This is a genomic window from Geminicoccus sp. (genome assembly GCF_036263595.1).
GTDB lineage: Bacteria > Pseudomonadota > Alphaproteobacteria > Geminicoccales > Geminicoccaceae > Geminicoccus.
On sequence record NZ_DATAGQ010000020.1, the window covers coordinates 1 to 22,340 of the forward strand.

The following is a 22,340-nucleotide window of genomic DNA, read 5'->3' on the forward strand; positions in this document are numbered from 1 at the left end:
ACCTTCGTCACCGCCTGCAGCTTTGCCAGGCACTACAGTGGCGGACGCCTTTCAAGGCCATCGGCGACGCCTGGAAGGACAACCCCTCCATCTTCAGAAGCGGCCCGCACCACCTCATCCCGGAACCAACCAACTAGGGAAGGTGGCGCTTGAACCAGTCGATCGTCCGCTGCCAGGCGAGCTTGGCGGCTGCCTCGTCGTAACGGGGCGTCGAATCGTTATGGAAGCCGTGGTTCACGCCCGGGTAGATGTAGGCCTCGTAGGTCTTGCCGTGCTCCTTGAGCGCCGCCTCATAAGCCGGCCAACCCTCGTTGATGCGCGTGTCCAGCTCGGCATAGTGGAGCAGCAAAGGTGCCTGGATGCGCGGCACGTCCGCCACCGGTGGCTGCCTGCCATAGAACGGCACGGCTGCGCCAAGCTCCGGATAGGCGACCGCGGCGGCATTGGCCACGCCGCCGCCGTAGCAAAAGCCGGTGATGCCGACCTTGGTGATGCGGTCGTCCTGCATCAGGAACTCGACCGCGGCGAAGAAGTCATTCATCAGCTTGGTCGGATCGACCTGCTGCTGGAGTTCGCGGCCCTTCTCGTCGTTGCCGGGATAGCCGCCCATGGACGTCAGGCCATCGGGGGCAAGTGCCACGAAGCCGGCCTTCGCCACGCGGCGCGCGACGTCCTCGATATAGGGATTGAGGCCTCTGTTCTCGTGCACGACCACCACGCCCGGCACGGGACCTGGTGCCGCGGCCGGGCGCACCATGTAAGCCCGCACCTCGCCATGACCTGCTGGTGATGGGTAGTCGATGTACGACGCGACGATGCCAGGATCGCTGGCCGCGACCTGTTGGGCGAGCGCGTAGTTCGGGCTGAGCGAGGCAAGGATGGCTGCTGCCGTCAGGCCGCCCACGGCAAAGCTGCCGGCGCGGTCCAGGAACTCCCGCTTCGTGATCTTGCCATGCGCGTAGAAGTCGTAGAGCTCCAGCAGCTCCTGCGGAAAATCTTTTGCAGTCAGGCGGGTCAATTCTTCCTCCCATTCCGTCGTCAGGGCGACTTGGAAAAGCCAGATCAGCCCGGCAGCGAGCTACGACGTCAGTCGTGCATGACGCGACGAGGTGGCGGCGTTCTTGCGCGCGCGTAGCGCATCCATGCTCCAGGGACCGCCGCCGGCAAATGCCAGATAGAGGAACACGAAGCAGTAGAGGATGGCGGCGTCACCGCCGTTCAGGACCGGAAAGAAGCTGCGCGGCGCATGCGCCATCCAGTAGGCGAAGGCCATCTCGCCCGAAAGGATGAAGGCGACCGGCCGGGTAAACAGGCCAAGAATCAAGAAGGCGCCCCCGATCAGCTCAAGCAGCCCCGCGATCCAGGACATCGACAGAAAGGCAGGCGGGTTCTCGTGGAGCGGGAAGCCCAGCAGCTTTTGCGTGCCATGCTCGAAGAAGATCAGTGCCGCAATGATACGCAGGATGCTCAGGACGCGGGGCGCCCAGATAGTATGGAGGTCGCCGGTGTTCATGTGTGTTCATCTCATGATGTTGGACGGATCTTGCACTAGAGGACGGCCTTGAGGCACCTGAGGATCTGTGTCTGCAAGACAATGGATCAGATCCATCTGTCGAAAGTTGCACCGACGGCAAGCCTTGTGACACTTCGTTACGTTTGCTGGCTGGGCGCTGGACGCAGCAAAGGCATAGTGCTGTCGCAAGGCGACCCCTGCCTCAACGCTCAAGTGATTCTGGCAGCACTGGGCCGATGCTGGCCGTAGAAATGGTGCGGACCGATGAGGGTGGGTCAGCTGGACTGGCCAGGAGAACGTCCATGACCACCAGGTTCGGATCGCGCTGCCGCACAACTTTGCATCTTGCCGCCATGTCGCTTCTGCTTGGGGCATCGATCAGGCCGGCAATGGCCCAGCAGTCGGGCGGCTTCGATCCAGCTGGGATGGCGCGCGGGGCGCTCGCCGAGCCGTTGGTGGGCGTTACCGCGGACGGAACACCACGGCTTGATCTTTACAGGATCGCTCCAACCGGTGTCTCGACGGCGCCAGTCGTCGAAGCGGCGCAAGACCTCCTCACGGCACTCGATCCCGAACAACAAGAGGCGATCCGCTTCCCCGTTGACGATGTTGCGTGGCGCAATTGGGCCAAAATCCATCGGTTTCTGCGGGAAGGCATCTCACTTGCAAGGATGACCATGGCCAGCGCGAGGCGGCCTACAGCCTCCTGCGCGCCTCGCTCAGCGCAAAAGGCTACAAGACGTCCCGTGACATCATGCGGCTCAACCACCATCTCGCCGAGCTCGTCTCGAACTTCGAGGAGTATGGCGAGCATCTCTACTGGTTCGCCATCTTCGGCGAACCTTCGGCCGACAAGCCCTGGGGATGGCAGATTGAAGGCCACCACCTGATCATCAACTACTTCGTTCTTGGCGACCAGATCGTGATGACGCCCACCTTCATGGGGTCGGAGCCGATTGCGGCCACCTCGGGCGACTATTCGGGTATCTCGATCCTCAAGCCGGAGCAGGATCTTGCGCTGGCCTTCATGCGCTCCCTGCCAGCCCAGCAGCAGGCGGTCACCCGGATCCGCCCGGACAAGAATCGCTCCGACAATGTCGCGGAGATGTTCAAGGACAACCTGGTCATCCCCTTCGAAGGTCTTGCGGCAGCGCAGATGAGCCCGCCGCACCGCGATGCACTCATGGAGCTGATCGGCCTTTATGTCGGGAACATGCGTGAGGGCCACGCCACGGTGCGGATGGACGAGGTGCATGCCCACCTGGGCGAGACGCGCTTCGTATGGATCGACGAGATCGGCGAGGATGCCGTCTTCTACTACCGCATCCATAGTCCGGTCATCCTGATCGAGTTCGACCATCAGGGGCCGATTGCTCTCGCAGGACCAAGGGACGTGCCGACACGTCGTCACGTCCACACCGTCGTAAGAACGCCCAATGGTGGTGACTACGGCATCGACCTGCTTCGGCGCCACCACCTCGCTCACGACCACCAAGCTAGGGGCCGTTAGCTCCTGAATTCTGTTCCCGTCTGTTATGTTGTGAGCAGCAGATGGTGGATCGGATGGCGCGCGTGCTGAGTGATCCGCAGTGGGTAGTACTGGCGCCGCTGATCGAGGCGTGCCGTCCGCACCACAAGACCCAGCATCACGACCTGCGGCGCACCATCGAGGCAATCATCTGGCGCTCTCAGAACAGTGCCAGGTGGCGGAGCCTGCCGGCCGGGTTCGGGCCCCGTTCAGGTCTGCTGACCTGAACACCTATGGTGATGGATGATCCGCCTCCTGACAGATCATGATGGATGGCGGTGCAGACCTTCATCCGCCCTCGGCGGCCTGCTGGCCGCCGCTCCGCTGGAGATCGGATCAGCCGTCTGCTGACGGCTGATGGAGCCGCCTGGGCGTGTGGGAGCGGCTGCTGGGCATGGCGCAGGAACGGGACGTGCAACTCGGCATGACCTTTCTGGACGGCAGCAACATCCGTGCGCACCAGAAGGCAGCAGGAGCTGCCCAAAAGGGGGCGACAGAACTCGACCTCCTGCGGGTGAGGCACTTGGTCGATCTCGTGGCGGCCTGTCAGCTGTGCTGACATCCCGCCGGGGGATCGGGCTCTAGCCCGATGGCACCAAGGCCTGCCTGATCGCGGATGGCTCCGGCCGCTTGGCCGTAGCCTCACTCAATCCGAGGCTGCCGCGAAGATGCTCCGATCGGAGCTCTGCCGCCTTCTCACGAGTGACGTCCCCGGAATACGCCACGGGTGAGCCGAGGTAGCTGAGAAGCTCTTTTGCCTCCTTGCGGTGGAGAGACTTCGACTTTGCGCCTTTTCCTTCCTCATCCTTCAGCCAGGATGCGACCAGATCTGCGATAGGCTGCCCCTCGCTGAAGACGATGGTGTGATACCGTTCTGCGACGTCCCAGCCGAGCTTCTCCTCGATCTCCTGGTGCGCAACGACAAAGGAAAGGTCGTAGTCTGACGGTCCATTATCTCCCAGCTCGTCGCTCCATTGCCCCGGCCGGGCAGACGCTTGCCTCACGTGATCACGCATCTTCATCGCGTCCCGCAGTGCCTCCACCTTGGGATCAGGAGCCTGTAGATCGCCTCGTGGAGCACTGCCCGGACAGGCTGGAGAAGCCGCTTGGCGTCCTTGAGGTCACCAGTGCGCAGGATTCGTTCGAGCAGCTGACGGCCTACTCGGTCCCTGAGCGCTTTTGGAACGGCCATGAAGGCGTCGTAGGTGTTGTCGACCTTGCGGAGGCCGGAGGAAGTGCCCGAGGTGGTCTGGAGGGATGGACGGACGCCGACGCCTAGTCGTTGCTCGCGGTCTCAGAGCGACCTCTTGGGCTTCTGGACGAGTGCCGCTTCATCGACAGAATTCAGCCGCATACCGGGGTAAGGACTGGGATCACCATCGCGTATTCATGGCCCATTTATACCTTAACGGCTTAATGCGGATGGTGGAGAATCCCACTGCTTCCGCCAGGAATCTTCAGCCAAACACTCACCAGGCTGTCGCCAGTTGGCGCCGTTCTGGCTGCACCGGATGATTGGCCCGGCCGGTGCGTCGCAGATCCTGATGATGGCTTCCACGGCGGCCAGCGCAGCTTGATCAACGGCTCCGGGACTGCTCGCCGCGCACCGGCCAGCAAGTCTGTCGTCTGCCATTCCATCCGCTGTCCAGGTCGCCGATCGGCAAGGCAGGCCGATGCCATGGGTCCATGGGAGGCGCGATCTCCAGACGGATCCGCATCATGGAGGGCGGCGCGAAGCATCATACGCCCTGGACGACGGATGCACGTCAAGTTGAGGACGCGTCTGGCTTGACGGCGCGTGGGCATTCGGCTTTCGACATGGTCCTGATCCACACTGTCTCCTCTTGGCACGATGGTGTGGCCGGAACGGGATGGCGCGGGCTGTCGTCTCCTCTTTCGGGCAGGCTGAGGCAACGATGGACGATCCCATTCTGTTCGTGGCGGTCGGCGGATTTGATCGGTCGCTGGTGGTCGCCGAAGCCCTGGTCTACTCGATCTCCATCCTTCCAACCGGGCTGATTGTGGCGGGTGCGCCAGATCTGTCTGCCTTGCTGCGGGCAACCACGGGCGGCTACCTGATCTATCTCGTGATGCGGCTCTGGCGCAGGATCCGCGAGCAGTGCTTGGCCGCGTCGGCGCCCTCGGCCGTGCAGGTGCACACAACCACGCTCCCGAACCGCAAGGCGATCCCGTTCGCGCTGCAGGTCCTGCCATTCGGGTCCGCCCATCGCTGGAGCTGCTTCCTGACCATCCTTCCGCTCCTGGCCGTCATCTCGCCGGTACGGATCGCGGCCGCCGTCGTGCTGGGTGGAGCTGCCCGGCAACGCGGCCGCATCGCCTTGATCCCGCTGCCGAGTGCTGCAATCCACGGCTTTCTCTGCCTCGCGCTGTTCGCCATGCCGTTCGTCCGATAGGGCCGGCAGCCAGCTATGTCCGAGATGCACCACGTCCGAACGTCCGAGACCGGCCAGCCACAGATGGCCGCGGCAAGACCGGCAGACGTCGCCATCTGGACGATGCGTCTCGATCAGCCGGACACGGAGATCGCCCGACTTGAACGCCTGCTGGACGACCATGAGCGGGATCGAGTGGGATCGTTCGCCTACGCGGACGATCAGCGCCGCTTCATGGTCGCGCACGGCGGGCTGCGACTGGTGCTTGCCCATCACCTCGCCGGGCCGCCCTCGCTGCCACTAGCCATTGGTCGTCATGGCAAGCCGCACGTGGCCGTTCGCGGCAGCCGGCTCGAGTTCAGCCTTGCCCATGCCGGCGAACTGGCTCTGATCGGCGTCGGCGACGGCATCGCGGTCGGCGTGGACCTGGAGCCGGTCCGGCACCTGCCGGATCTGGCCGCGCTTGCCGGGCATGTGCTCTCGCCGGCCGAGGCCGCCACGCTGGCGCGCCTGCCCCCCGACCGGCACGCCCTTGCCTTCTTCACCTTCTGGACTCGTAAGGAAGCCGTCCTGAAAGCCTGTGGCCTCGGCCTGTCGGTCGAGCCGGCGACCATCACGGTCGGTCTGCACCGGTACCGCATGTCCGATCGTAGGCTTGGCACCTGGCATGTCCGAAACATCGAGCCGGCGCCAGGCTATGTCGGCGCCGTGGCCGCATCCGACAAGTTCTGTTGCATTGTACACCAAGCTGACGCCATGCTCGATCCTGCCCTGCCCGAATGAAGGGGGGTCGCCTGATGCCGGACAACCGCGTGCGCAAGACCTATGACATCGCGATCGCGGGCAGTGCCATCGCGAGTTCCATCCTGGGCATGATCCTGGCAAAGCACGGTCTCAGCGTTGTGCTGATCGAAAAGGACCAGCACCCGCAGTTCGCGATCGGCGAATCGACGATCCCGCAGACCTCCTTGTTGATCAAGTCGATGGCGCTGCGCCATGGGATCCCCGAGCTCGACCGGATCACCTCCTTTGAGGAGATCAACCGTACGATCACCCGGACCTGCGGAAAGAAGAGCAATTTCGGGTTCCTGTTCGAGCGCCCGGGCAGGCACCACAACCCGCAGGAATGCCATCAGCTAGGTGTGGCGCGGGCGAACTTCTCGGAAAGCCATCTCTATCGGCAGGACATCGACGCGTACCTCCTGCAGACAGCGATTCGCTACGGTTGCAAGGTCCATCAGAAGACCGCCATCAGGGACCTGCAGTTCGATGCCGACGGGGTCACCGTCAGCACCGACCGTGACATCGACTTTCGCGTACAGTGCTTCGTCGACGGCAGCGGCTATGCCTCGTTCCTCGCGAAGAAACTGGGGGTGCGCGACCAGGATCCCCAGGTCACGATCGAGTCTCGTACGCTGTTCACCCACATGATCGACGTGCGGCCGTTCGACGACTGTCTGGCGCCGGAGGCACCTCGGCCGCCGCTGGCTGCCTGGCACCAGGGAACGCTGCACCACATCTTCCGCGAGGGCTGGATGTGGGTGATTCCATTCAACAACCATCCCGAGCATACGAACCCGATCGTCAGCGTCGGCCTCCAGCTCGACCCTCGCCGGCGCCCGAAGCCGGCGGGCGACCCGCTCGACGAGTTCAAGACGCTGATCGCCGACTACCCGGACGTCCAGGCGCAGTTCGCGGATGCGAAGCCCGTCCGCGAATGGGTCACCTCCGGCCGGCTGCAGTACACGTCGCGCACCAATGTCGGCGACCGCTGGTGCCTGCTTTCCCATTCCTCCGGCTTCGTCGATCCCCTGTTCTCACGTGGCCTGTCCAACTCCATGGAGGTCGTGAGCCTCATGGCGGAGTTGCTGCTCCAAGGAGCCAGGAATGGCGATTTCTCCGCTGAGCGGCTGCAGCCCTTGGAGCTGCTGCAGCGGGAGACCCTGGCCTGGAACGACCGCCTCGTCCACGGCGCCTACACGTCGTTCCGCAGTTTCGACCTCTGGAACACCTGGTTCCGCTTCTGGGGCCTGAGCCAGACCTATGGCGTGCTGCGGCTGGCAAAGGCCTTCATGGAGTTCGAGCGCACCGGCAAGAGCGAGGCTTTCCAGCATCTCGACCGGCCGGCCGTGCCGGGTGCGCTCACCCCCGACCATCCCAAGGTGGCCGAGCGGATGCGCGAGGCCTACGGGCTGATGGCGCGGGTCGCGCGTAACGAGATGCATGAGGAGGAGGCGATCGATCAGATCTTCGACATCTATCGTGGGCTTGGACCTCTGCCGCCGAACTTCGACTATGCCGATCCATCCGCGCATTTCGGCCGCCTGGGCATCACGGCCCTGCTGGAGACCGACCACTGGTTGATCGAGCAGTTGCGCGCGGCGGCTTGATGGCGCCTGCAACCAACCGGATGGCTCGGCTGCCCACGTGAAGTTTCTTCGTCTCCTGCTGGAGCAGGCCGGACCGGATCGCCTGCGGATCGTGGTGTGCACGATCGCCGCCGGCGTCGCGATGGGCTTGGTCATGACGGTGATCAACACGGTCACCGAATACCAAAAGCAGGTTTCGGCCCAGATCACGCTGCTCGGGATCTTCGTTCTTTCCTGCGCAGTCTTCCTGACCTGCAAGAGTTTCGCACTCAGTGCCACGTCGCGGACGATCGAGACGATGCTCGACCGCACAAGGACGCGCATCGCCGACAAGGTCAGGCGCGCCCGGCTGACCGAGTTCGAGCAGATCAGTACGGAGCTTCAGGTCGTCCTGCCGCGCGACACCCAGATCCTTTCCGAGGCCGGCACCATCATCGTGCATGGCGCGTCGTCGGCGATGATGCTGCTGTGCTCGGCCCTTTATGTGGCGTCGCTGTCGATCTACGCCTTCCTGATCACGGCCGCCCTGTTCGGCAGCGCCGTCTACTTCTACCGCCAGAGCCAGCTGCACAGTGCGACGATCCTGCGCCGTGCCGGCATGGCGGACATGGAGTTCTACAGCGCGTTCAGCCATCTGCTGGGCGGTTTCAAGGAGGTCAAGCTCAACACGGCGCGCAGCGCCGATCTGTACGACAACTACCTGGTGCGCCGCTCCGAGATGGCGCACCGCTACCGCGTCGAGTCGGCCCGCCGGTTCAACAACGGCGCCAACATCACGAACGTCTTCTTCTACCTGCTCATGGGCACCCTCGTGTTCGGGCTGCCCGACAATCTCGAGACGTCGCAGATTGCGGCGAAAGTTATCAACGTCATCATCTTCGTGGGCTCGGCAATCGAGATCGTGCTGCGCGCGCGAGCTCGTCGTCGCCATGCTCGGCATTCTCAAGGCCGGCGCTGCCTATGTCCCGATCGACCCCGGCTATCCGATGGCACGGGCGCGCTACATGCTGGACGAGACCGGCGCTGCAGCGCTGGTGGTCGCCAGCACGGCCGATGCCGATGGGCTGGCTGGAGATGGCTGTCCACTGCTCGTGCTCGACGATATGGCTGAAGCCAGCGAGCGGCCGTCCCGGCACAAGCCGGATCCGCATGGCCTCGCTTATGTCTGCTTCACCTCCGGCACGACCGGCACGCCCAAGGGCGTTCTGGTCGAGCAGAGGGCGGTCGTCCGTCTCGTGGTCGGCAGCGACTTCATCCGCATCCGGGAAGGCGGGCGAGTGGCGCTCGCCTCCAATGCCGTGTTCGACGCGATCACGCTGGAGATCTGGGGCGCCTTGCTGAACGGCGCGACGCTGGTCGTCCTAGCCAATGACACGCTGCTCGATCCGGAGGCCCTGGCGACCGAGCTCGTGGCCGAACGGGTCGACGTACTCTGGCTGACCGCCGCACTGTTCGACCAGCTAGCAGGCCAGCGTCCGGACATGTTCCGCTGCCTCGACTATCTGCTGGTCGGCGGCGGTGCCCTCAACCCGGCGATGATCCGTGCCGTCCTGAAATGCCCGGCCGGGTCGCCCCGGCACCTCGTGAACGGCTACGGTCCCACCGAGAACACCACCTTCTCGACCTGCCATCTGATCGGCTCGGTGGCGGACGGCACCCGGTCGATCCCGATCGGGCGACCAATCGCCAACTCGACCGCCTACGTTCTCGATCCGACCGGCATGCCCGTGCCGCCCGGCGTCGCAGGCGAGCTGCATGTCGGCGGCGACGGCTTGGCCCGCGGCTATCTGAACGACCCTGGGCTGACCACACAGCGCTTCGCGCTGCGTGAGCTTCGCCATCCCGGGGTCACGGAGAGGGTCGAAGCACGGCTCTACGCCACCGGCGACCTGGTACGCTGGCAGGACGACGGCACCTTGGATTTCCTCGGCAGGATCGACCGGCAGCTGAAGCTGCACGGGTTCCGGGTCGAGCCCGGCGAGATCGAGGCCGCGATCACTGCGCATCCGGCAGTCATCCAGGCGGCCGTGCGCCCGATCGACACTGACGGCCATGTCCGGCTGGGCGGCTGGTACGCCTGCCGGCCGGACACCGAACTCGCCGTCCCCGACTTGCGCCGTCACCTGGAGGGCTGCCTGCCCGCCTATATGGTCCCGGCATTTCTGGTGCACATGCCGCACCTGCCCACCAAGGCCAGCGGCAAGATCGATTTCGGCGCGCTGCCGCCACCAGTAGCGGCAGAAACACAGCAGTCCACCGGCGACGCCGGCGTCGCCAAGCGTCTGCTCGCGATCTGGCGCCATGTCCTGCGCAACGACGCCGTGGGCCTGGCGGACGATTTCTTCGCTGTCGGCGGCGATTCGATCCTGTCGATCCAGGTTGTGGCCAGAGCGCGCGAGCAGGGCCTGCAGCTGGCGCCACGCGACATCTTCCAGGCGCGCACGGTCGAGCGCCTGGCGGCACGCACGACCTTGGACATTCCAGGTGGATCCGGTCCGGCCCCCACGCCCTCCGGCCCGCCGCCGCTCACGCCAATCCAACATTGGTTCTTCGGTCTGGGCCTGCCGGCCCCGCACCATTTCAATCAGGCTTTCCTGCTAGTTCCACCGCATGCGGTCACGCCCGAGCGGCTGGCGCACGCGCTGGGCTGCCTGATCGCCCGCCACGATGCGCTGCGCATGCGATACCGGCGCAATGCCGGGGAACACTGGAAGCAGGCACCTGCCGACGCTGTCACGCCCACTGTGAGGAGCTGGTGTCTCGCAGCCGCCGACGAGGCGGCCCTCCAGGAGCAACTCACGGCGTGGCAGGCAAGCTTCGACCTTGAACAAGGCCGACTGCTCGCGGCCGGCCTGGTCCAAGGCCACCCCGACGGCCGTCAGCGCATCCTGCTGGCCGTCCATCACCTGGCGGTCGACATCGTCTCCTGGCGCATCCTGCTCGACGAGCTGGTAAGGCTGGTGGACGATCCCACGGGAACTCTCCCTCCAGCCGGGGCCAGCTTTGGCAGCTGGGCTCACGCAGTCTCGGCCTTCGCTCATGCGCCGGAGACAGTGGCTTCGCTCGGTCACTGGCGGGCGGCACTTTGGCCCGCGGCCATGCTTCCCATCGGCCCCAGCGATCGGTGGACGGGAACGGTCATCGGCCGTCTTGATCGGGAGAGCACGACCGGCCTGCTTCAGCAATCTGCCCACGCCTATGGAACGAGGGTCCATGAACTGATCCTGGCAGCCCTCGTTCCGGCGATCGCCGCAGCTTGCGGCGGCGATCGCAGCGTGGCGCTCCTCCTTGAAGGCCACGGACGCGAGGAGGCTGTCGGGCTCGACGTCTCGGCGACGGTCGGCTGGTTCACGAGCCGCTTTCCGGTCCGTTTCGAACTCCCGGACGAGCCGGCCGATGATCCCGGCCGAGTCATCGTCGCCATCAAGGAACAGCTCCGCGGCGTACCGCACAACGGTCTGAGCTATGGCGTGCTCCGTGAACTCGCTGGCAAGCTTGCGGGAGCCGAGCCGGAGATCACCTTCAACTATCTGGGCCAGCTCGACGGGCTGGCTGCAGCCGGCTGGGAGATGGCACCCGAGCCGCCGGGGCTGATGGTGGCGCCGCAGAACCCGGCCACGAGCCGACTCGACGTTACCGCGTTCGTTGCCGGTGGCGTCTTCGAGGTGCGGCTGACGGCGGGCGACCCGGGCCTGCCCGCGGGCTGGGCCGATGGGCTCGCCACCGGTTTCCTGGACCGTTTGCGCCGGGTGGCCGACCATTGCGGCCGCCAGACATCCAGGCGCGTGACGCCTGCGGACTTCCCCGCTGCAGGGCTCCCGGCGGAGGAGCTGGCCAGCCTCGTTGAAGGCGACCGTGGCCTGCCCGTCGGCATCTACCGGCTGACGCCCCTGCAGGAAGGCCTTCTGTTCCACGCCCTCCACAGCCCGGCATCGGATCAGTACGTCGTGCAGTTCGACTGGCGTTGCGCCGCGCCAATCGAACCCGAGGCGCTGCGCCTTGCATGGCAGGAGCTGGTGATGGCGCATGACGTCCTGCGCACCCGGTTCGCCTGGCGCGGGCTCAGCCATCCCGTGCAGGTCGTCCATGCGGCCGGTCTCTTGTCGTGGCGCTTGGCCGATCTCACGGAGCTTCCCGACAAAGCCGCGGAGGCGGCGGCTATCGAAGCAGAGCGACTGGCCGAGCGGACGACCGGGTTCGACCTGGAACGGACGGGCGCCATGCGGGTAGCCCTCCTGCGCCTGGCATCGGACAGCTGGGTGATGCTCTGGACCCATCATCACATCCTGCTGGACGGCTGGTGCGTCCCGCTCCTGCTCGACGAGCTCGGTCGCCGGTACGAGGCCATCCGGCAAGGGCAACCTGCGACGCCAGTACCGGCACCACCATCCTATGGCAGCTATGTCGCTTGGCTGCGCCGACAGGACGCCGAACAGGCGCGGACGTTCTGGCGTGAACGCCTGCGCGGGTTCTCGCTTCCCACCGATATCCCAATCCGGCGCCCAGGCGGCGTGTCCAGGGGCCATCAGCCGGTGACGGCACTCGGCTCGCATAAGGGCCAGCTCGACCAGCGGACGACGAGACGACTGGAGCAGCTGGCGAGAAGCGAGGGCGTCACCCTCAATGCCGCCGTCCAGCTGGCCTGGGGCTGCCTGCTCGCCGCCTATGCCGGTGGCAGCCGCGAGGTTCTGTTCAGCACGATCGTCTCCGGCCGCGCCAATACCTTCCCCGGCATCGACCGGGTCATCGGCCTCGTCGCGAACATCGTCCCCGTGCGCGTGTCGCTGGAACCAGGCATCACCGTGGCGGCGGCCCTGCGCGACATGCATGCCTGGGTCGAGGCGGGAAGCGATCACAGCCACCTCTCGCTCGCCGAGATCCAGGCCGTGAGCGACATGCCGCCCGAAACGGCCCTGTTCGACAGCGTCACCGTGTTCGAGAACTATCCCTCCGCCGGGGCATCCGTCGGTCCACTCGGCGCCGGGGCTGCCACCGTCCACGACAAGACCAACTTCCCGCTACTGCTGATGGTCATGCCGGGCGAGGCGCTGACCTTCACGCTGCAGTACGATGCCGACCAGTTCGAGGCGTCGGCGATCGCTACCCTCATGGGCCATCTCGTCCATCTCGCGACGACATTGGCAGCCGACGCGAGCCAACCGGTCGACCGGTTGGAGCTGGTTGCGCCGAGCGAACGGGAATGGCTGCTTGCGCAGTGCAATGCGACCGACCATTCCATCGACCCCGCCGCCACCGCAAACGCGCTGCTGGACGCGCAGGTCGGGCGGACACCCGATGCCGTGGCGGTCGAGGACGATGCCGGCCGAACGCTGACCTATGCGGCACTGGATGCCGCCGCCAACCGGCTGGCGCACCGGTTGCGCGCGCAACATGCAGCCGACCTGGCTCGGCCACTCGTCCCCGACACGCGGATCGGCCTGTGCCTGGAACGCGGCCTTGGCCTGATCACGGCGATCCTGGCGGTGCTGAAGGCCAGCGGCGCCTATGTCGCACTCGATCCGGACCATCCGGATGAGCGCTTGGCCTTCATGGCACAGGACAGCGATTGCGCGCTGATCGTCAGCACGAGCGAACTTTCCGGCAAGGTGTGCACCATTCCGGGGGCACGCCTTGTGCTGCTCGACGACACGACGGCGGAGCAAGGTCCTGCGGAGCGAACAGTACCGGCGCCAGGACCGGGCGACCTCGCCTATGTCCTCTATACCTCGGGTTCGACCGGCCGGCCCAAGGGCGCGATGATCGAGCATCGCAGCCTGGTGAACCGCATCCTCTGGATGCAGGCGACCTATCCCCTGGGACCCGACGACCGGGTGCTGCAGAAGACCCCCTTCTCGTTCGACGTCTCGGTATGGGAATTCTTCTGGCCGCTGATGGTAGGCGTCCGCCTGGTGTTCGCCCGGCCGGGCGGCCACAAGGACCCGGCTTATCTTGCGCGCCTGATCAAGGACCGATGCATCACCACGCTGCACTTCGTGCCGTCGATGCTGCGCGTCTTCCTGGAGGTCGTCGATGTTGCCAGGCTCGGCAGCCTGCGGCGCATCTTCTGCAGCGGCGAGGCGCTTTCCTCCGAGCTGCCGCGGCAGGTACTCAACGCGCTGCCCGCGGCAGAGCTGCACAACCTGTACGGGCCGACGGAAGCTACGGTCGATGTGAGCGAGCATGCCTGCAGCACGAACGAACCCGGCAACATCGTGCCAATCGGCCGCCCGGTCTGGAACACCCAGCTCCATGTCCTGGACACGCGGATGCGCCTCCTGCCGCCCGGCCTGCCAGGCGAACTGTGGATCGGCGGCGTGCAGGTCGGACGCGGCTATCTGAATCGACCGGAACTCACCGCCGATCGGTTCGTACCCAACCCGTTCGGCCCCGGCCGGCTCTACCGTACCGGCGACTTGGTGCGCCGTCGGCCAGACGGCATTCTCGACTATCTCGGTCGCACCGACTTCCAGGTGAAGGTGCGCGGGGTACGGATCGAGCTGGGGGAAATCGAGGCGGCACTCGAAAGCGTCCCAGGCATCCGCCAGGCGCTGGTGCTAGCGCGGCCGCATCGTGGCGAGACGGAGCTGGTGGCCTATCTGGCCGCAGCTGCGGACGCACCCGATCAGGCCGCCATTCGGGCTGCCCTCAGCCGGATCTTGCCCGAGGCGATGGTGCCGGCACGGTTGGTGCGACTCGAGCGGCTGCCACTCAATAGTTCCGGCAAGGTCGACCGGGCAGCGCTGCCTGCGGTGGACGGGGACGTCGCGCTGCCGTCTGATCCGGCAATCGGACCGGCCGGCACCATCGAGGCTGCCCTGGTCGACATCTTCGCCGAGATCCTGGGCAGGCCCATCGAACCGGCCGACGATTTCTTCGCACATGGCGGCCACTCGCTGCACGCGGTGCGGGTGGTGGCAAGGATCATCCAGCGGCTCGGCGCAGAGGTCCCGCTGGCAGCCCTGTTCGAGCACCGGACGGCATCCGCTCTGGCCCCGATGGTCGCCGCCGCAGTGACTCCAGCCTCGTCGCCTGTTCCGACTGCGGATCGCAGCCATAAGTTGCCTGCGTCGTTCGCGCAGGAGCGGTTGTGGTTCCTCGACCGGGTGATCACGGACCGGGCTACCTACAACGTTCCATTGGCGCTGCGGATCGAGGGGAGGCTGGATATCGGCGCCCTGTCCTTAGCACTCGATGGGCTTGCAGCCGACCACGAGATCCTGCGCACCCGGCTGGTCGCCGATGATGGGCAGTTGCGCCAGGAGATCGAGCCATCCTTCTCCCTGCCGCTCTCGCTGGAGACGGTTCCGCCAGCTCGCCTTGGCGAGCGCTTGGCAAGCCTGGCAAGGCAGCCCTTCGACCTCGAAGCCGGGCCCATGATCCGCGCGCACCTGCTCCGCCTGGGTCCGCTCCACCACGTCCTGCTCCTGAACCAGCATCATGCGATCACGGACGGCTGGTCGCTGGCCCTCTTGCTGCGCGAGTTGGGCACCCGCTATCGGTCAGCATTGAATGGCGATGACACAAGCCCGGCGATGGTGCCGGTGGCCCAGTATGCGGACATCGCTGCGTGGGAACGGCAGCAGCTGGTGGCTGGCCGCGAGGATGCACAAGTCACCTTCTGGCGTCAGCAGCTTCGGGATGCGGCCACCCTCGACCTGCCAGCCGACCTGCCGCGCCCGCCAGCCATGACGCAGCGAGGTGCGACCGTCTCCTTCGCCCTGCCGGCCGGGCTGACGAACCAGTTGCATCGGATCGCTGCCGAGCGAGGCGCCACCCTGTTCACGGTGCTACTGACGGCGTTCGATATATTGCTGGCGCGATGGACCGGGACGTCGGACCTGCTCGTCGCGACGCCCGTGGCGAATCGCTCGCATCCGGCGCAGATGGACGCGCTCGGCCTGTTCGTGAACACGGTAGCGCTGCGGGCACGATTGGACCGGCCGGATGCGCCGTTCATCGAGCTGCTCGCGACGGTCGGGCGGGCCGCGGCCGATGCCTTCGTCCATCAGGCGTTGCCGTTCGACCGGGTGCTGGACGCCCTGGCTGTCCCGCGCGACCCGAGCCGGCCGCCGCTCACGCCGGTCATGTTCATCCTGCAGAACGCTGGTGATCTCGACAGCTTCGCGGGCCCCGGCCTGTCGGTCGAGCGCCTGCCCGTCGGGACTGCCACCGCAAAGTTCGAGTTGACCCTGTCGATCGAGCAGCACGGCGGCGTGCTGGAAGGAACGTTTGAATACGCACTGGACCTGTTCCAGGCGGCAACGATCGAGCGGTTGGCCCAGGCTTACACCAGGCTCCTGCATGCTCTGGCGGACGATCCAACGTTGCCGATTGCACGGTTGAAGGCGGCGACCGACTTGAGCCCGGGACTCGGCAGCCACTCGCAGGAAATCATCGTTGCACCGGCAGACAGGCCGCCATCCCGGCCCATGGGCCGATCGGTGAACATGCGTGCGCTGGTCGCTTCGATCTGGTGCGAGGTGCTGGGCCGCCCCAGCGTCGGCCACGACGAGAATTCTTCGACTTGGGCGGCACCTCGCTCGGCATCATGCGCGTGCAGGCGCGGCTGGAAAGCACACTCGGCCGTGATGTGCCGGTGCTGGAGCTCTTCGGCCATCCGACAGTTGCCCGGCTGGCGGCTTGGCTCGAAGGCGAGGGTAAGGCGGTCACGATGCCAGTCGTGCAGCCGCGCCGGACGCGACGGCGCGATCTGGCCAGACCATGAAGGCGGACGCCATCGCGATCGTCGGCGTGGCCGGCCGGTTCCCCGGTGCCGACGACGTCTTCTCGTTCTGGCGCAATCTGGCCGCAGGCACCGAGTGCATCGACCGCATCGAGGAAGATGCGTTGGCCGGACCATCTCCGGACGGAGCGCACCGTGTCCCCGCCAAGGGCATCGTGGCCGACGCCGACTGCTTCGACGCCGAGTTCTTTGGCTTCAGCCCCCGTGCCGCGGCGCTGCTCGACCCGCAGCAACGCCTTTTTCTGGAATGCGCCTGGCATGCGCTCGAAGACGCCGGCAGCTGGCGCGAGACCGCCGGCGAGCGGATCGGGGTATTTGCCGGAATCTCGACGATCAGCAGCTACTACCACAGCCATCTGCTGGCCAATGCCGCCGCCACGGCCGGCGACGATCCCTTCCAGATGATGCTGTCCAACCAGCCAAGCGGCGTGGCCAACCTCCTCTCTTACCGGTTGGGTCTCACCGGCCCGAGTCTCGCGCTGCACACCGCCTGCTCGACCGGGCTGGTCGCGGTCTCGGTCGCCTGTACCCATCTGCTCGACGGCCAGTGCGACTCGGCCGTCGCTGGCGCCGCTACTCTCTCGCTGCCGCTGCAGACCGGTTATTGGCACATCCCCGGTGGGATCCTGTCGCCCGACGGCCATTGCCGCGCCTTCAGCGCCGATGCGCGCGGCACCGTGCCGGGCAACGGCGTGGCTGCCGTCGTGCTGCGCCGACTGGACGACGCCATCGTGGCGGGCGACCATATCTACGCGGTCATCCATGGCTTTGCGGTCAACAACGACGGTGCCGACAAGATCGGCTACACCGCGCCGGGCATCGCTGGCCAGACCCGGGTGATCGCCGATGCGCTAGCCATGGCGGGATTTCCAGCCGACACGATCTCCTATGTCGAGACCCACGGCACCGGTACGCCACTTGGCGACGCGATCGAGCTCAAGGCCCTCTCGCGTGCCCTGCGCGCGGATGCCGGTCCCGGACAGCCATGCGGCCTTGGCGCTCTGAAGGCGAGCATCGGTCACCTCGATGCCGCAGCCGGTATTGCCAGCTTGGTCAAGCTCGCCCTGATGCTCGACCGGCGCATGCTGTTGCCAAGCCTTCACGCAGAGCCACCTACCCCCTACCTCCAAGATACGCCGTTCGTGGTCGGCGGCCAGCTGCGGCCCTGGCTGTCCCCGAGCGGCCCCCGTCGTGCCGGAGTGAGCTCGTTCGGGATGGGCGGCACCAATGCGCATCTCGTCCTTGAAGAATCGCCGGATCCGTCACCCCGCATTGCCGCGCCCGCACGGCCCGTACTCTTGGCCCTCTCGGGCCGATCGCCCGAAGCCGTCGCGCGGATGGCCAGCAGGCTGGCGGAACATGTGGCGGACCGTCCGGACATCGCCCTGAACGACGTAGCCTTCACGCTCGGGACCAGCCGCCGTCATCACTCCTTCCGACGCGTGCTGGTCGTCCGAGGTCGAGACGACGCGCTGCAGGCCCTGCACACCCTGGCCAACTCGCCCGGAACGTGCTCTCCGGCGCCAGACCCAGCCTCTCCGGAAGTCGTCTTCCTCTTCCCTGGCCAGGGCTCCCAGACCCCAGGCATCGCGCGGCGGCTCGCTTGGACAGAGCCGGCATTCCGCGTAACGCTCGAGCGCTGCTATGAGATCCTGCTCTCGCAAGGCGTGGACCTGGAGCCACTGCTCACCGGCACCGACGATCTTGCCGAAGCGGGGCGACGCCTGAGCGACACGCAGTTGGCGCAGCCCGCCGTGTTCGCCGTGTCCTATGCGCTGGCCAAGCTGCTGGAAAGCTGGGGCGTCCGGCCGGTGGCCATGCTCGGCCACAGCGTCGGAGAGTATGTCGCCGCCTGCCTTGCGGGCATCCTGTCGCTGGAAGATGGCCTGCGCGTGCTGGTCGCACGGGGCCGGATGATCCAGGCTTTGCCGCGGGGCGCGATGCTGGCGGTATCGCTGGAGGCGGACCAGCTCGAAGATCGGCTGGCGGATGATGCAACGGTATCAATTGCGGCGCACAACGCCCCAGGCTCGACTGTCCTGGCAGGTCCCCTGCCAGCGATCGATGCATGGCAGCAGCGCCTGGAACTGGAGGGTGTGTCCTGCCGCCGCCTCGCCACATCACACGCGTTCCACTCCGGTATGATGAACCCGATCCTGCCCGATTTCCGCGCGATCATGGCCTCCATCACCCTGCACCCGCCGCACCTGCCCTATGTCAGCGGGCTGACCGGCGACTGGCTGCAGCCTGACACGGCGATCAGCCCAGACTACTATGTCCAGCACCTGAGAGAACCAGTCCGCTTCAGCGACGGGATGGCCACCTTGCTGGCGGCCGGCTACCGACGCTTTTTGGAAGTAGGTCCCGGCACCACACTCACGCGTCTTGCCCTGCGTCACCGAATGGCAGGAGATACGTTGCCGACCGCTGCCTTCGCGGCGCTGCCTTGCGACGACGACGCGGCACCGCGCACGGCAATGGGCGGCCTCTGGACCGAGGGCCTCGTTCTCGACTGGCGCAACCTCGAGCCGCAAGCCCGCCGTGTGCCGTTGCCGCCCTACCCGTTCGAGCGCATCCGTCATTGGATCCCAGCACCAACGGAAGCCTCGGTCCCGCAGCGGACGGCGGAACCTGCTATCGGCGCGGCAATCGCGCCCATCCAGGCCATCGGTGCGCGTGCGGCGGAAATCGCGCTGATCTGGCAACAGCTGCTCGGTCATGCCCACGTCACGCCCACCAGCAACTTCCATGCACTGGGCGGCGATTCGCTGCTGGCGGTAAGGGTAGCCGCGATCCTGAGCAGCCGGTTCGACATCCAGGTCCCGCCGCACGCACTCCTGGAGGCGCCGACCCCCGACGCCCTAGCCGCGTGGATGGCGGCAGCCTCCAACAGCAATCTCACCCGCGGCGAGCGCCCCTTCGCGCTGGTGACTCTCCGCAGTGGCCAGACGGACTGTCCACCGTTGTTCCTGCTCCATGCGGTGGGCGGCACTGTCAATTTCTACAGTGATCTGGCAACAGCCCTGCAGGGCGACATTCCCGTCCATGCCGTGCAGGCCGCCGCCCTGGACGGGGTCACACCACCTGACCGGCGCGTGGAAGCGGCCGCGGCGCGCTGCCTCGACGCGATCCGCTGGGTGCAGCCGGTTGGGCCTTACCGCTTGGCAGGATCGTCGTTCGGAGGGCTGCTCGCCTACGAGGTCACCCGGCAGCTCGGTCAAACCGGCGATTACGTGGACATGCTGGCCCTGATTGACACGCCGGCCATGGAAGATCTGCCGGAGGAGCTGAGCGACGATGCTGCCGTCGTGAGCTATGTTGCAGGACTGCTGGGCTGTCCCCTGCCGGCCGAGCCGCTGCGCGCGCTTGGCCGGACCAGTATGATCGAGCAGCTCATCGCCAGGTGCGGCAAGGTGCTTCCACCGAACACGACCGTCGCCGATCTGGACCTGCACCTGCGGGTGTTCCAGGCCAACACCGAGGCGATGCATGTCTACCGGATCGAGCCTTGCCCCCTGCCGGAGCGTGTCCTGTTCTTCCGGGCCCGCGAGCGCGACACCCATACACCGGCACATCCCGAACGCCCCTGGCAGTCACGGCTGGGCCGCTGCCTGGAGGTGATCGAGGTTAGCGGCAGCCATCTTTCCATGATGCGGCAGCCGCACGTCGCGGCAATCGCTGCCCGGCTCGATCGCGCACTGGAAGCTCCTATGGTGTCGGCCCGCTGAGAAACAGCTTGGCGATGTCGTGCACCGCCTCGACGGTGAATGGCAGGCTGCCATCGGCATTGGCCAGGGCAGCCACGGCCAGGTCGCTGCCCTCGAATGCGGCGAAGTACCCGCCATAACCGGGAAAGACGCCACTCTTGCCGATCGCCCGGTGGTCCGGCAAGTCGTCGAAGTGGACGATCTCCAGACCGTATCCGTAAGTCGCGTTGGCGCCGGGCAGGTCGAGGCGACAGGCCTTGCCGCCGGCCAGGACAACCGGCGCGACCATCTTGGCATAGCTTGCAGGCTGGAGCAGCGGCCCGTCAGCCTTCAGCGCCGGGGCCAACCGAACCAAGTCGTCGACACGCGCCGTGAGGCCGCCGGCGGCCCAGGGCGCCTGGAGGCTGACATAGGGAGCGTTGATCCAGCCGCTGCCGTCTTGGACATAGCCGTCGACGCGATGCGGCACCAGGTCGCGATGCGTACCGGCCGCTACACTCGGCATTGCGAGCGGCTGTGCCACCCGCTCCTTCACGTATTCCATGAAGGGTTGGCCGCTTGCGAGCTCGACGATCCGTCCCAGCAGGATATAGCCGGAATCGCTGTAGAGGCAGACTTGGCGGGGCGCGTGCAGTGGCGGGGCCGCGGCGACCATCGCGATCAGCTCGTCCGGCTTCCAATCGCGCTCCTGGTGGTCCGCAAAGGTCGGGATATCCGTGAACTCGGCGATGCCGGACGTGTGGACGAGCAGGTCGCTCAGGGTGATCTGCGCTGCGTTGGGAAAGTTGGGCAGGAAGCGCGAAAGGGCGTCCTCCGTCGACAGCCGCCCTGCCTGTTCAAGCTGGAGGATCGCGAGCGCCGTGAACACCTTGGTAATGGATGCAACCGGAAAGATCGATTCGACATCGACCGGCGTCGACTGCTCCAGATTGGCTGTCCCATAGCTCATCGTCGCGACGGGATGGGCACCCGCGAGGATTGCAATCGCAAGACCAGGTGGCGCACCCTCGGTCGCCAGCTTTGTGCGGATCAGCTTGTCGGCCTCCGCGAGCCGCTCGGGGGTGAGCGTCGCAGCGCCCACGGGTAGGTCGGTCAGCCATGCCATCAGCGTCAGCAGAAGAATGCCGACACAGCGAAGATCAGGCAGCATCGGCGTTCACCTTTCATGGAGGCGTGGTGCGGGATCATGGGCATCGTGATGCCATCGACGTGGCTGTAGGGCATAGCGGACATGAGGAAGGCACCTGCCCTGTTCCCTGGATCCGTCCACCAACATCAACTTCGCGTCGGCAGCAAAGATCAAGGTTCCCCTTCACGACCGAAGGCACCCGGGCCCTGGTGCCCGTCCCTATTCAATGTTCGGGGTCGAGTGTCAGAGCTTGATCAGCCCAGGCGTTTATCAGCACCTTCCGATTGGCGAGCAGGCCACCACCCGTGTCGGCAGGCTCGGCCTCATTCCGGATCGAGTGCACCAGCGCTGCCTCGATGGCCTGCTGCGGAAGTTTGCGCGGAAGCCACGGACGGCAATGATGGGCCTAGTGGTCCCACCGCTTGCCGCCCAGGAACCTAAGAAGCCGAACATCCTGGTCATCTGGGGGAATGACGTCGACTGGTTCAACGTCAGCGCCTTGAACTTTGGCATCATGGACTAACACACGCCCAACATTGACCGGCTGGGCGCCTCGTTCACCGACTGGTACGGCAGCAGACCTGCATGGCTGGACGCGCCGCCTTCAGCACTGGCCGGTCGCCGATCCGCATGGCCTCCGACCAAGATCGGCCTGCCCAGCTCTCCACTCGGGCTGCAGAAAAAGTACGTTTCGATCGCCGAACTGCTCAACGCAATGGGTTACGCGGCCGGACGGTTCGGCAAGAACTACCTCAAATGTACCGACGCGGTGCAGAGCTGATGATCTGACTGGACGTTGGGACCACGCCGTTCGGGGTAACTGACTGTCCGCAAAGTGGCTGGGACGGTTATGCGAGGCGTCGAAGCATGATGCGGCTCATGGCGGTGTGGATCATGGCGAGGCCCGTTTCAGGCAGGCGCTCGTAGTCGCGAGCAAGGCGACGAGAGCGAGACAGCC

Annotated in this window: 9 protein-coding genes and 5 pseudogenes; 8 read left to right on the forward strand and 6 right to left on the reverse strand. The window is 66.0% G+C overall.

All coding sequences use genetic code 11. The annotated features are described in order from the left end of the window. Positions 1–133: 133 nt before the first annotated feature. A complete protein-coding gene (gene yghX, locus VHL31_RS01235) occupies positions 134–1,018 on the reverse strand; it encodes a YghX family hydrolase (protein WP_329659381.1) in 885 nt (294 codons plus the stop codon). 60 nt (positions 1,019–1,078) lie between these two features. Next, the gene (locus tag VHL31_RS01240) at positions 1,079–1,513 is read right to left on the reverse strand and encodes a DoxX family protein (protein ID WP_329659382.1); all 435 of its coding nucleotides are present in this window, start codon (positions 1,511–1,513) and stop codon (positions 1,079–1,081) included. Positions 1,514–1,938: 425 nt separating this feature from the next. Here VHL31_RS01240 and VHL31_RS01245 point away from each other — a divergent pair. After that, positions 1,939–3,023 (forward strand): annotated as a pseudogene (locus tag VHL31_RS01245) (DUF3500 domain-containing protein). A 62-nt stretch (positions 3,024–3,085) separates the two neighbouring features. Beyond that, a pseudogene (locus VHL31_RS26825) lies at positions 3,086–3,695 on the forward strand (transposase); the annotation flags it as partial. Here VHL31_RS26825 and VHL31_RS01260 read toward each other — a convergent pair. Together VHL31_RS01260 and VHL31_RS26830 are read right to left on the reverse strand one after the other, a co-directional pair. Next, on the reverse strand, positions 3,623–4,063 hold the full coding sequence (locus VHL31_RS01260) for a hypothetical protein (RefSeq protein ID WP_329659384.1): 441 nt from the start codon (positions 4,061–4,063) through the stop codon (positions 3,623–3,625). The pseudogene VHL31_RS26825 and the gene VHL31_RS01260 sit on opposite strands and share 73 nt — an antisense overlap. Continuing rightward, positions 4,060–4,251 (reverse strand): annotated as a pseudogene (locus VHL31_RS26830) (DUF6538 domain-containing protein); the annotation flags it as partial. The gene VHL31_RS01260 and the pseudogene VHL31_RS26830, both read right to left, overlap by 4 nt. Before the next feature lie 706 nt (positions 4,252–4,957). Between VHL31_RS26830 and VHL31_RS01265 the strand changes: the two are divergent. The 6 genes and pseudogenes from VHL31_RS01265 (at position 4,958) to VHL31_RS01285 (ending at position 20,274) form a co-directional block, all read left to right on the forward strand. Then, the gene (locus tag VHL31_RS01265) at positions 4,958–5,455 is read left to right on the forward strand and encodes a hypothetical protein (RefSeq protein ID WP_329659385.1); all 498 of its coding nucleotides are present in this window, start codon (positions 4,958–4,960) and stop codon (positions 5,453–5,455) included. Positions 5,456–5,470: 15 nt separating this feature from the next. After that, a complete protein-coding gene (locus tag VHL31_RS01270) occupies positions 5,471–6,217 on the forward strand; it encodes a 4'-phosphopantetheinyl transferase family protein (protein ID WP_329659386.1) in 747 nt (248 codons plus the stop codon). Between the two features lie 14 nt (positions 6,218–6,231). Next, on the forward strand, positions 6,232–7,824 hold the full coding sequence (locus VHL31_RS01275) for an NAD(P)/FAD-dependent oxidoreductase (RefSeq protein ID WP_329659387.1): 1,593 nt from the start codon (positions 6,232–6,234) through the stop codon (positions 7,822–7,824). Between the two features lie 908 nt (positions 7,825–8,732). After that, a pseudogene (locus VHL31_RS01280) lies at positions 8,733–16,148 on the forward strand (amino acid adenylation domain-containing protein); the annotation flags it as partial. 203 nt (positions 16,149–16,351) lie between these two features. Then, positions 16,352–16,528 carry an acyl carrier protein gene (locus VHL31_RS26835; protein ID WP_414653622.1) on the forward strand — a complete coding sequence of 59 codons (177 nt, stop codon included), beginning with the start codon at positions 16,352–16,354 and terminating at the stop codon, positions 16,526–16,528. Then, the gene (locus VHL31_RS01285) at positions 16,525–20,274 is read left to right on the forward strand and encodes a type I polyketide synthase (RefSeq protein ID WP_414653621.1); all 3,750 of its coding nucleotides are present in this window, start codon (positions 16,525–16,527) and stop codon (positions 20,272–20,274) included. The genes VHL31_RS26835 and VHL31_RS01285 overlap by 4 nt, the downstream gene beginning before the upstream one ends. Here the strand turns inward: VHL31_RS01285 and VHL31_RS01290 are convergent. Next, positions 20,255–21,403 (reverse strand): serine hydrolase domain-containing protein, encoded by a 1,149-nt coding sequence (locus VHL31_RS01290; protein ID WP_329659390.1) that lies wholly within the window; start codon positions 21,401–21,403, stop codon positions 20,255–20,257. The genes VHL31_RS01285 and VHL31_RS01290 overlap by 20 nt on opposite strands. 827 nt (positions 21,404–22,230) lie before the next feature. Next, a pseudogene (locus VHL31_RS01295) lies at positions 22,231–22,340 on the reverse strand (IS5/IS1182 family transposase); the annotation flags it as partial.